The following is a 12,676-nucleotide window of genomic DNA, read 5'->3' on the forward strand; positions in this document are numbered from 1 at the left end:
ATGAGTTTATTTAAACCTTGTTGGCTGGTATTGCTGGCGGTCTTGTTTTGCAATAATAACAAGGCCATAGCCGCTGATATTTACGTTTCTTTGAAAGGATCGGACAGCAATACCGGCACAAAAACAGCACCGGTAGCAACGCTCGCAAATGCCTTGCGTAAGGCCCGTGAATTGAGGCGCTTAAACGATCCTTCCATAAAAGGCGGCATCAATATTATCCTTGAAAAGGGATTTTACCAGCTTACAGAAACGGTAGTTGTGCGACCTGAAGATTCAGGAACTGCAGACAGTCCCACCACCATTACTGCTTTAAACAAGGAGGAAGTAGTGTTAAGCGGAGGGATACCACTTAGTGGCTGGGAAAAGCAAAAAAATAGCATGCCTGGTGTTCCGGATAAAATTAAAGATAAACTTTGGGTGACTGATGTCTATGGTTTGGATAACAGGGCTTTAGAATTCAGGATGCTTTGGCTAAATGGAAAGAAGGCAACCAGAGCAAGAAGCTTGAATGGTGATAAAATGGCCCGCATTTTAAGTTGGAATTCTGCCGGAAGAACCTGTAGAATTCCTCTAAAGGAATTGACAAACATGAAGAATGTTGCAAGCATTAAGGGCATGGAAATGGTGATCCAGCAATGGTGGGCTATTGCCAATCTGAGGGTGAAAGAGATTAAGGTAAAAGGAGCAGAGGCAGAGCTGAGCTTTATGGAACCCGAAAGTCGCGTGCAGTCAGAACACCCATGGCCAGCGCCATGGATATCTGCTAAAACAGGTAACTCCCCGTTTTACCTGACGAATGCAATTCAGTTCCTCGACGAGCCTGGAGAATGGTACGAAGATTTAAAAAACGGCAAGCTTTATTACTGGCCAAAGGCGGAAGAAAATATGCAGCTTGTTAAAGCTGTCGTGCCTAATCTGGAAACTCTGGTACGGATGGAAGGTACGATTGATCATCCGGTAGCTTATGTTTCATTTAAAGGCATTTCTTTTCAGCATGCCGGCTGGCTAAGGCCTTCGCATTTTGGTCATGTGCCACACCAGACGGGCATGTATATGCTGGATGCCTACAAGCTGAAAATACCAGGAACACCAGATAAAAAAGGATTGGAAAATCAGGCCTGGGTGGGTCGCCCGGCAGCAGCAGTAGAAGTCAGCTATGCACATCATACTGGTTTTGAAGCTTGCAGATTCGAACATCATGCCTCCACAGGACTTGATTATAAACGAGGTACTTATCGCAATGAAGTTAAAGGAAACCTTTTTAAGGACATTGGAGGCAGCGGAATATTGGTTGGTACTTTTTCCGATGAAGCGACCGAGGTGCATTTGCCTTATCAGCCTAAAGATGAAAGAGAGATTTGTAGCAATGAAAGCATTACCAATAACCTGATCACCGATGTTACCAATGAAGACTGGGGCAGTGTCGGGATAGGAGCTGGTTATGTAAGGGGAATCAATATCGCACACAATGAGATCAGCGATGTGGCCTACTCAGGAATCAGCATGGGCTGGGGCTGGACAAAAAGCAGCAATGCTATGCGCGACAATACCATCACTGCAAACAAAATCCATCATTATGGGAAATACCTGTATGATGTTGCCGGCATCTATACACTGTCTGCACAACCAGGTTCTTTGATTTCCAACAACTATATCGACAGCATTTATAAAGCGCCATATCCCCATGATCCGGAGCATTGGTTTTACCTGTATACCGACGAAGGTTCTTCCCATTTTACGGTAAATGACAACTGGACTCCGGCAGAGAAATACATGCAAAATGCAAACGGTCCGGGGAACGTTTGGTCGGGTAACGGCCCTAAGGTTGCTAATGATATTAAATATAAAGCAGGACTTGAGTCTGATTATAAATATATGTTGATTAACAGTGATTTAAATAAAACAAAGAAAGCGGTAAATAGTGTAGAATCTGGTCATGGAAACGAAATCGCTTTAGAGGTGGTACTCCCTTCCGCTGCTGAATTAAGTAAGCCCCTGCTGGTAGAGATTTGCAGGGAAAAGGGCATTGCGGCATCAGCTATTTATCAATGGAATAACCGATTGCTCGTTTACGCTTCAACGAATGAAGCGGAGGCCCTGATGAGGCAAATACATACGCGGATAAAGGATGCAGAGGTAAAGCTTTACAAGGATGTGTTTTATAAATTTGAACGTAAAAAGCATTGCGGAGCAGCAGCGGTTAAGGAATGGGATAACATCATTTTAAGTGCAAATCTGGTCAAAGATGAGGCGCTGCAAAAGGAATATCTGGAGCATCATGCGACGCAGTTTGAGCAATGGCCGGAAGTAGCAAAAGGCTTTTGCAATGCAGATTTTCAACAGCTAAGCATCTTTAAAAACGGAAGGCAGCTGATGCTGGTCATCAGCATTCCAAAAGGAGCAGATTTAGATAAGTTAAATCCTAAAACCAGTCTGAATAACCCAAGGGTGGATGATTGGAACAACCTGATGAAAAAGTACCAGGAGGGGATTTCAGGAACGAAGCCAGGCGAAGTCTGGGTGTTTTTTAAGAAGAATAATTAGAAGATCAACTATGTTAAAATTAGGAATATTAGGATTGGGAGAAGGTCGTAGTACCATGTCTGCCGCCCTTGCGAGTAATCACTATGAACTGGTTAAAATTTGCGATGCCAACGAAGAAGTCTGCAGGCAACGGGCAAAAGAATTTGACTTTCCACACTATACCACCAGCTATCAGGAAATGCTGGATGATGCCAGTATCGACGTAATTGCGATATATACACCCGATCATCTACACGCAGACCACGTAAAAGCAGCGCTGTTACACGGAAAACATGTCGTTTGCACAAAACCATTCATTGATGATTTGGGGCGGGCTAAGGAGCTCCTTGAGGTTTCCAGACAAAGCGGTAAAAAAGTGTTTGTTGGCCAGAGTTCCCGGTTCTTTGAACCTTACAAGCGACAAAGAGCCGATTATACTGAGGGTATTATCGGCGAATTAATGACTGTGGAATGCCATTACAATGCGGATCACCGATGGTTTTTAGAGAAGAAATGGGCTTTAGAACCTTCTTTTAAATGGCTTTATGGTGGCTTAAGCCATCCTGTTGATTTCATCAGGTGGTATTTGCCGGAAATTGAAGAAGTGATGGGCTATGGGATGATCAGCGCTAACGGCAAAAAGGCGGGTTTAAAAAATGAAGACACGATGCACTTTATTTTCAAATCAACTGATGGCCGGATAGCCCGTGTGAGCGGTGCTTATACCGGTCCGATTCAGCCAGCTTACCGCGAAAGTGAAATGAGCTGTGTGTTAAGAGGCACGGAGGGGGCTAGTCAGGCAGATTACCATGAGTTGCGTTATGCGGTAACCACCAATACCGGCGAAGAAAAACTGATCACCTGGGGAGATGCGAAAATGAAACATTTCTTCCGTTTTGAAGGACAAAGCCACCATGCCGGAGAATACCAGAACTACCTGGAGTATTTCGCCGAAAGCATTGAAAACGATACGGTAGCTTACCCTGATTTGAAAGAAGGAATAGGCACAATTGCTTTGTTACAGGCGATGGACAGGGCTTTGCAAACTGGTCTTCCTGTTAAAATCAACGATATACTGAACGAATACGAGCTCTTAAGAGCTGAGCTCGGGTTGTAAATCCATCAAAGAAACCAATGAGCAAAATCAATCAGGGCAACCAATCTGCTAAGCCATAATCAATCACCAAAACCAATCAGCCAAACCAAATTATTAAATGGGAAATATTGTAGAACGCTTAACCAGCCTGGATTACATCATTGTGATCGCCTATCTGGTTATTCTAATGATTATCGGATATCGGGCTAGCTTCTCCAAAGAGAAAAAAGAAGATGAAACCCTTTTCCTCGCCAATAAATCTTTAGGCTGGGCCAGCGTTGGCTTTAACATGTGGGGCACAAATGTAGGCCCCTCGATGCTCCTGGCTTTTGCCAGTATCGGCTATAGCACAGGAATAGTGGCGGTTAATTTTGACTGGTATGCTTTTGTCTTCCTGTTTCTGCTGGCTATAGTTTTTGCCCCCAAATACCTCGCGGCCAGGGTAAGTACCATGCCTGAGTTTATGGGTAAAAGGTATGGCGATTCTACACAAAATATCCTGGCCTGGTACGCCTTAATCAAAATACTGATCTCCTGGTTGTCGCTCGGACTTTTCGCCGGAGGCTTCCTGGTCCGCCAGATTTTGGGCATTCCAATGTGGCAATCGGTCACAGTACTGGTCGCCTTTGCGGGTTTATTCACCTTTTTTGGAGGGTTAAAAGCCATTGCTAAAGTCAACGTGTTTCAAATGATACTACTGATTGCGGTCTCCTTGGCCTTGACTATTTTAGGCTTGCATAAAGTGGGGGGAATTGAAGCCCTATACAATAAAACGCCGGCACATTACTGGAACCTGATCCAACCGGCAACTGATCCTAAATACCCCTGGTATGCCATTTTACTCGGCTATCCGGTAGCTGCAATCGCTTTCTTTTGTACAGATCAAGCCATGGTGCAATCTGTACTGGGTTCTAAAAACCTGGAACAGGGACAACTTGGGGTGAGTTTTATCGCCTGGCTAAAGATCCTGTCGCTACCCTTATTTATCATCACGGGTATCCTCTGTTATGTGTTATTTCCGGATTTAAAGGATCCAAACGAGGCTTACATGACGATGGTCACCAGCTTATTCCCTCCCGGAATGAACGGATTGGTGATTGTGGTCCTGATCGCCGTATTGGTAGGTACCATCGGTTCTTCTTTAAATTCATTGAGCACGGTGTTTACGATGGATGTTTATGTGAAGAAGATCAATCCCGGGGCAACAAATAAACAGATCATCAGGATGGGCAGGATTTCCGTTATTGCAGGATGTATTCTGGCAGTAATCGTAGTGCTCGCTATTGATAACATCAAGGGACTAAACCTGTTCGATGTTTTTCAATCTGTGCTTGGATTTATTGCACCACCATTATCGGTGGTATTCCTGCTGACCGTCTTTTGGAAAAGGACCACCCGAAAAGCCGTAAACTTTACGCTTTCTGTAGGTTCTGCTTTAAGTCTGGGGACAGGAATCACCTACCTGTGGATATTGCCATCGGATAAATACCCTTTCTGGCCACATTACCTGATGCTTTCCTTCCTGATTTTTGCAGGACTAATGATCATTGCGGTGCTGATCTCCCTGCTCGACAGGAATCCGACGATTTATGAAATGAATGAGCTCGATAAAAATGCCATTGAAAAACCAACAAAACGCGTCTGGTACACCTGGGCCGCGCTTGCAGTGGTCATGATTGCTTTATACCTCTTTTTTAACGGACATTAATTGATTCGATACTATGAAATTACGACTGATTACTTCCTTCTTTTTGCTGCTGATGATAGTTTACACGGATGTCGCTGCTCAGCAAGCTCCAAAAGCTTCCTGGATCTGGTATCCCGGCGATCTGGACATCTGGGTGTCCAATAAAATGCAAAACCGCAGAACCGAAAGAGGAGCCTTCCTTCCGCCATTCTGGAAAATGGACAGCCATTATGTATTGGTAGAGTTTCATAAAGAGTTTAATCTGGCAAAGCCCGAAGAAGTAAACCTGTATGTTGAAGGACAGTATAATGTGAAGCTGGACGGTCAGGCATTTTCCGGCTATCCGAAAAAGATTACTGTTCCGGCAGGTAAGCATAAGTTAAGTTTAAAAGTATACGGACAGGATAGGGTGCCAGCGATACTCGTACAAGGAAAAACGATTGTTTCTGATGAAAGCTGGTTAAGTACTTTTGAAGATAAGGAATGGATAGACCAGAGTGGAAAGGCTTCGGAGAAGTCGGGAACGACCTTTGTTGCTGCAGGTTCCTGGGATTTAAGCGACCCATTGTTGCCACCATCGCAGTTTAAACTGTCCACCAAACCAATGGATGCGGTAAAAACTACTAAAGTGGACAAAGGTATTCTGGTTGATTTTGGTAAGGAAACCTTTGGTTTCCTGAAATTACAGGGCCTAAAGGGTACAGGGAAACTCCATATTTATTACGGAGAATCTAAAGAAGAAGCCTTATCTGCGAGTCATTCTGAAACGCTGGATTTGTTAGAAATCGACCTTAAAAGTAAAAGAGACTCTGTTATTGAACTGTCTAAAGCTTTCCGCTATGTGAATTGTCAGCCGGAAGGTGACGTAAGTCTGGATGGGGTATCGATGCTGTATGAATATGCCCCGGTTACGGAAAAGGGCAGCTTCCAATGTTCAGATGAACAGGTCAATAAGATTTATGAGACCTCGAAATACACCTTTCATTTGAATACCCGTGAGTTTTTCATTGATGGGATTAAGCGGGACCGATGGGTATGGTCGGGGGATGCTTACCAAAGTTACCTGATGAACTATTACTCTTTCAATGAGTCGCCGATCGTGAAAAGGACCCTGCTGGCGCAAAGGGGTAAAGATCCGGTAACGGCGCACATCAATACCATCATGGATTATTCTTTCTACTGGTTCCTTGGGATCTACGATTACTATCAATATTCCGGCGATCAGAAATTTGTACAGGATATTTATCCGAGGATGAAAAGTCTGATGGATTATGTCTTGAACCGCAGAAATAAAGATGGTTTACTGGAATGGATGCCAGGCGACTGGATTTTTATCGATTGGGCAGATAAACTGAGCAAGGATGGCGAAGTTAGTTTTGAGCAGCTGTTGTTTTGCAGGAGTCTGGAAACGATGGCGCTTTGTGCAGATATGACAAAAGATACCGAAGCTGCGGCGAATTACAGAAAGCTTGCCGCCGACCTGAAGGCAAAGATATTTAAACTGTATTGGGATGAGAAAAAGCAGGCATTGGTACACAGCCGGGTGAATGGAAAACCTACCGAAAATGTAACACGTTATGCCAATATGTTCGGTATTTTCTTCGATTATTTCACCCCATCACAAAAACAAGGGGTGAAACAGCAGGTATTAATGAATGATAAAATCAATAAGATTACGACGCCATACATGCGTTTTTATGAACTGGAAGCGCTTTGTGCGATGGGCGAGCAATCCTACGTGTTGAAGCAAATGAAGGACTACTGGGGTGGAATGCTGGATTTAGGCGCTACCTCTTTCTGGGAAGAATATAATCCGGATAAAACCGGCGCGGAACACTATGCGATGTATGGCCGTCCCTTTGGTAAAAGTTTATGCCATGCCTGGGGTGCCAGTCCGATTTACCTGTTGGGTAAGTATTATCTGGGCATAAAGCCGGTTTTACCGGGGTATGAAACCTATGTAGTAGAACCCACTTTAGGTGGCTTGGAATGGATGGAAGGTAAGGTTCCTACACCTTCCGGCACGATCAACCTGTATTGTAGTAAAAAAGAAATCAGGCTGAAATCTGATGAGGGCACAGGGGTATTGAGGTTTAAGAGTACCGTTAAGCCAACTGTAAAAGGTGGAGAGGTCATAGAAGTCGGAAAAAGGACTTATGAGGTTAAGATAGAAAAGGGTAGGGAATATACCGTGAGTTACGCTAAGTAAGTTCGGGCTGTGCATTTTCCCTTAAACACCATTAAAACAGATGGAATCAAACGTTTGTGTAGAAATATTCTATCTTGTTGTCTTTGAGAATGAAGGTGTTTTAATTAAAGGCCTTCATTTTATTAAATGATTAGTTTTTTCCGGCAAAAATGATTAAGTGGTTGATATACGGAAAAGACTCGTTTAGATTTGGCCCTCAATTTATGCAAACGGTTGTGTGAAATCATCCTGATGATTTTTCTTTTAAACTTTAGGGGTAGCGTAATATTAGTTAGACAACCAACCAAACCAAAAGTAAACCAGAAATAAACTATGACCTTTAGTCCACTGAAAGCCATTTCCCTACTCAGCTTTTTTCTTATTCCAATAGCAGCTCTAAACGCTCAGACCTCTAAAAATGACACCTTATCCCTTAACTATGCAGCCTTAAGTAAAAAAGGCGATGCTTTTTTACTTAAGGCTGGAAAAGGAAAAGAATCACTGCTGATTTTCAAGGAGAATTTACCGAAAATGTATAACATGGCGATAGAGTTTGATGTGTTGCCAAAGAATTCGGACTCAAAATTTGGTGTGATCAGCAGATACCAGAACAAGGGGGACTGGACTTATGTGGGCTGTGATTTAACCTCAGATATTTTAACAAACTCGCATTGGTATGCAGGTACGCCTGGTAAAAAAAAGGAAATAGCGGTTGAGATTTCTAAGTTTTATAAAAATTATAAGCGACACGTTCGTATAGAGTACGTAGATAAAAGCGTCGCCATTTACCTCGATGGAGAGCAGATTACCCGTACTACAGCTTCTTTGATGGGCAACCAACCCGGTTATGTCGGCTTTAGAGCACACGATGGTGCAGAAGTAGAAATCAGTAATGTGGAAATTACTCCGGTAATCAGCCAGACAGAGAAAATAGCAAAAACTTCTTCCATAAAACTGGGCTCTGATAAAATGGAGGTTATTTTTTCTAAAGATTACCCTGCTGTATATCAATATCGAATCAAAGAAGGTAATATCCTGTTACCGGGAGCGAAAAAAGTCTCCAATGGGTTTGTGATCAACGGAAAAACATACGCAGCTAAGACAAAGGTTGTCGGGAGTCCGGATAAAGTAGTTTATCAATCGGAAATCCCGGAAATAAATGTAGGGATAAGGACAGAATTTACGCTCCGAAATATGACCCTGGAAATGAAAGTAACCAGAATAGAAGAGCGGGGAAACACCAAGGTGAAAACGATAGCTTTTCCAAATCATGACCTGGTTTCCATGAATAATAAGGACGCAAAAGCGATGCTATCGATAGCGAATAATGTGCACAGTGACGAGTTTATGCCACTGGCCAACCGTTCAGCGGATACAACAGCGGGTTATGCGGCAATTGCAATCCTGAATAATGATAAAATTGCGGCTACTGTAGACAACAATTCGACTTACAACGCCAGACAAATATTGTATCGTACGGCAAAGGTTGGAAAGGAGTTTTTTACCTCGCTGTATAGTAATGAATGGATTTACAGAGGGATCAATAATGAGCTGCTTCCTTTGCCGGAAATGAAAATTATCTTTTCAAAAGACAGCAACGGTAACCAGATCGTGGATTGGCAGGATGCAGCCTATGTGTTAGCTCAGGCCTATCCTGAACCTTATGGCGCTGATTTAATCAGAAATTCATATGCTACCATCACGATGAATTTTGCCAGTGGCGGGCAATATCCCTTTATGCGTCAACTGGATAATATCAAAAAGTTTAGCCTGGCAACGGATGGTTTCGGACAAATGCTGGAATTGAAAGGATACCAGTCGGAAGGCCATGATAGCGGTCACCCGGATTATGCCGGCAACTATAACCGTCGCGCTGGTGGGCTCGCGGATTTACAGTATTTAACAGAGAAGTCGAAGCTTTATAATGCCCATATTGGCGTTCATATTAACCATAGTGAAGCTTACCCGGAAGCAAAGGCTTATGATGCTGAAATCATCACGGACATTCCCGGTTGGGCATGGCTGGACCAGGCTTACCTGATCAATAAGGAGGTAGACATTAAGCGGGGTACTTTTGCCCAAAGGATTGATCAAATGAAAACAGATTTACCCAATCTGGCTTTTGTTTACATTGACACTTACCGTGAACACCGTTCTATCGCAAATTTTACATCGAAGCATTTCAATAAAAACGGATGGCCGATATGGACAGAAGATCCGGAAATATTCTATAGAGAAGCTATATGGACACATTATCCACCGGAGTCGAAAAGTCTGATCTCCCGCTTTGTTCAACATAAATTCCGTGATGGCTATGCTGAGCATCCTTTACTAATGGGAGGTTATTCCCGTGGAGCAGAAATTGGTTTTATGGGCTGGCAAAAAGGAAGAGACTTCAATCAGGTATTGCATAATTTCTTTACGAAGCAACTTCCTTACCGCTTTCTGATGTATCATGCCCTGAAAAACATTAACGATACCAAAGCATCATTTGAAGGAAATGTAGTTTCAGAATCGATCAATGGTATCCATAAAATCAGTCAAAATGGTCATTTGATCAAGGATGGTGATAACCTGTTTATTCCATGGAATCCGGTTAGCAAAGACAAAATTTACCACTACAATACTAAGGGAGGCTCATCTAGCTGGACACTTCCGGAAAGCTGGAAATCTACAGGAACGGTAAGTTTATACAAACTGACTGCGCAAGGAAACGAATGGCTGGCTGATTTACCAATAACTGCACAGCGGGAGATTACGATAACTGCTGAGCCGAAACAAGGGTATGTGCTTTATCAGAAAAAGATTTCCGGTAACGCAAAAATGACCTGGGGTGCCGGTGGCTTGATCTCGAATCCTGGCTTTGATGGCGGATTATCTGGCTGGAACATCAAGGGTAAAGACGTACAGATCTCGAAAACGAATTATGGACAGGACGTTTTACAAATGGCAGGTACAGCAAATGTGAGTCAGGTTTTGAAACTTGAAAAGGGTACAGCTTATACCTTATCGGTGTGGGTTAAGGTCGAAGGTGCAGGGAAGGCTGTGCTTTCCATCGGGGATGAATCTTATTCCATCACAGAAAGTACCGTGACTAACTTCACCGACAACACCGACAGGTACAAGACAAATTTCCAAAGGATCAAAATCCCGTTTGTTTACGAGGGAGGGAGTTCCCTTGCGAATATGTTTTTCAAAGGCGGGGAAGGATCCTCTGTACAATTTGATGATGTGAGGATCGTTAAAATGGGTACTCAAAAGAAAACTGAGCATGCTTATTTCGAAGATTTTGAGGATGTAGATGAGGGTTGGGGACCATTCATTGCGAGCAAGCCAAGCTTATATAAAACCCATTTGTCGGAGCGTCATGATGGTTATACTGAAGATACAATTGATGGTAATTTCTCCCTGAAAACATGGCAGGAAGGAAATGGAGAAGTTTATCGTACTTCCACTTCAATGATTCGTTTCAAACCCAACAATACCTATAAAATTAAGTTTGATTATAAATCTACAGAAAAGGGGATATTTCGCCTTGTCGTTCGTTCCAAAAAGGACAATAAAGAGCTGATTAATGTTCCTCTGGAAGGAAATTCGGTGTTCTCCGGAGCATTTACGACTGGCAAATCGGATGATTACTATATCTCCACCACCAAAAAAGGAAATGGTATTCTGATCATCGATAATTTTAGTTTAGATGGAAGTCTGGATAAATAGTATTGAATGTCGCAAGAAGGGTAGATGGGGGGTGAAAACTTTTAAAAAGTTGGTCTTTCAGCGAGTTAATGATAGGAGTGTCTAATTAGCTGCTGTTTTTAGTAGATTTATACTTTGATAAACCACCGTATGAACAAATATTTAATCATAGTCTTACTATCTGCTTATTCCTTTGCGTCTAATGGCCAGAATAATTCCGTTCAGATGGTAGATAGTGTCAAAAAGTACTTAGACAGCAGCCTCGTTATTATAGAAAAAAATGCGTTAAATAGTAGTAAAGTGGATTGGAAGGAGCTCAGGAAAGATGTTTACAAAAAGACAGCTGGAGCAAGGACTTATGAAGACATTCTTCCGGTGTATACCTACATTTTCGAACAGATTGATGATCACCATGGCAGCTTAAAATTTAAACAAAAAACCTATGGATGGACTGGTAAGGAACAACCTAATGTAAATAACCTTATAAAAGCTGCGACGAAAAAATATACCAATGTTCGTTCTGAAAGAATTGGCAAAGACATTGGTTATATTCTGATCCCTGGAAACAGTGATTTCAGGAGTCAGCACATGGATAGTATTAGCAGAAGCATTAAACAAGCCATTGCAAAAATCCACAATAAGCATATTAAAGGTTGGATCATTGATTTACGTGTAAACACCGGGGGAAATATGTATCCCATGATTGCAGGTTTAACAGAGTTTTTAGGAGAAGGGAAAGTTGGCGGATTTATGACCTCAGATCATCAGCCAGATGGTAATTGGATCATTAAAGAGGGCGTATTCTATGTCGATTCCATCCAGGTATCCCCTGTGAAATACGAAGGGTATCCCATTAAAAAAGACCTTCCTATAGCAGTCTTAATTAGTGGCTATACTGCAAGTTCGGGAGAAATGACTGCAATCACGACTATCGGCAGGAAAAATTCCATCCGGATTGGAGAAAATTCTGCTGGTTACACCACCTCTAATCTTGGCTTTGAACTAAATGGATATTCCGGACTGAACCTGGCGGTAGATTATGCTTCGGATAGAAATGGGCAGATTTATCCAAAGAATCTAAGGCCTGACGTATTAGTACCGGATGGTGATAATTTCGAAAAGTTAAAGGATGATGAGAAAATTAAAAAGGCCGTTTTATGGCTGAAAAACATAGGTAGATAAAACAGAATAGCTTACATAAGACTCTTGCTTTAAGAAATGAGCTCTTGCATATTGATGCAGGAGCTTTTTTTTGTTTAAACCAAAGAGACACCTAATATTCTTCTTTCATGTGCTAGGTGCTCATATCCCGGGGAGAAGGGTAATAAAGAGTTAATCCTGAGTTAAACTCCATGCCTGTTAAACTGAGTATTTTCGCCCCAAACGAATAATAACTTTCTAAGCATACTTAAAGGGTTTGATCCCCGGGGGTTTAATAAAGCTTAAAGAAGCTGTTCATCAAATAAAGAACCTCAAATAAAAGAAT

6 protein-coding genes are annotated in these 12,676 nt (G+C 42.4%); all 6 read left to right on the forward strand.

Annotation, left to right across the window (positions count from 1 at the left end):
- The 6 genes from OQX61_RS14715 (at position 1) to OQX61_RS14740 (ending at position 12,372) form a co-directional block, all read left to right on the forward strand.
- The gene (locus OQX61_RS14715) at positions 1-2,544 is read left to right on the forward strand and encodes an L-rhamnose mutarotase (RefSeq protein ID WP_265842518.1); all 2,544 of its coding nucleotides are present in this window, start codon (positions 1-3) and stop codon (positions 2,542-2,544) included.
- A gap of 10 nt (positions 2,545-2,554) precedes the next feature.
- Entirely contained in the window at positions 2,555-3,640 is a 1,086-nt protein-coding gene (locus OQX61_RS14720; protein ID WP_265842519.1) for a Gfo/Idh/MocA family oxidoreductase, read from the forward strand.
- A 97-nt stretch (positions 3,641-3,737) separates the two neighbouring features.
- Positions 3,738-5,327: a sodium/solute symporter gene (locus tag OQX61_RS14725; protein WP_265842520.1), complete on the forward strand. Its 1,590-nt coding sequence runs from the start codon at positions 3,738-3,740 to the stop codon at positions 5,325-5,327.
- Between the two features lie 13 nt (positions 5,328-5,340).
- Positions 5,341-7,515, forward strand: a complete 2,175-nt coding sequence (locus tag OQX61_RS14730) for a hypothetical protein (protein ID WP_322973582.1) — start codon at positions 5,341-5,343, stop codon at positions 7,513-7,515.
- 312 nt (positions 7,516-7,827) lie between these two features.
- Positions 7,828-11,211 carry an endo-alpha-N-acetylgalactosaminidase family protein gene (locus tag OQX61_RS14735; protein WP_265842521.1) on the forward strand — a complete coding sequence of 1,128 codons (3,384 nt, stop codon included), beginning with the start codon at positions 7,828-7,830 and terminating at the stop codon, positions 11,209-11,211.
- A 129-nt stretch (positions 11,212-11,340) separates the two neighbouring features.
- Entirely contained in the window at positions 11,341-12,372 is a 1,032-nt protein-coding gene (locus OQX61_RS14740) for a S41 family peptidase (RefSeq protein WP_265842522.1), read from the forward strand.
- The last annotated feature ends 304 nt before the right edge of the window (positions 12,373-12,676 follow it).

The organism is Pedobacter sp. PLR (assembly GCF_026239675.1).
In the GTDB taxonomy this organism is placed as follows: Bacteria; Bacteroidota; Bacteroidia; order Sphingobacteriales; family Sphingobacteriaceae; genus Pedobacter.

What these genes read in the sequence shown, in the direction of transcription:
- OQX61_RS14720 (WP_265842519.1), top strand. Translation starts at nt 2,555, where the DNA reads ATGTTAAAATTAGGAATATTAGGATTGGGAGAAGGTCGTAGTACCATG.
- OQX61_RS14725 (WP_265842520.1), top strand. Translation starts at nt 3,738, where the DNA reads ATGGGAAATATTGTAGAACGCTTAACCAGCCTGGATTACATCATTGTG.
- OQX61_RS14735 (WP_265842521.1), top strand. Translation starts at nt 7,828, where the DNA reads ATGACCTTTAGTCCACTGAAAGCCATTTCCCTACTCAGCTTTTTTCTT.
- OQX61_RS14740 (WP_265842522.1), top strand. Translation starts at nt 11,341, where the DNA reads ATGAACAAATATTTAATCATAGTCTTACTATCTGCTTATTCCTTTGCG.
- OQX61_RS14715 (WP_265842518.1), top strand. Translation starts at nt 1, where the DNA reads ATGAGTTTATTTAAACCTTGTTGGCTGGTATTGCTGGCGGTCTTGTTT.
- OQX61_RS14730 (WP_322973582.1), top strand. Translation starts at nt 5,341, where the DNA reads ATGAAATTACGACTGATTACTTCCTTCTTTTTGCTGCTGATGATAGTT.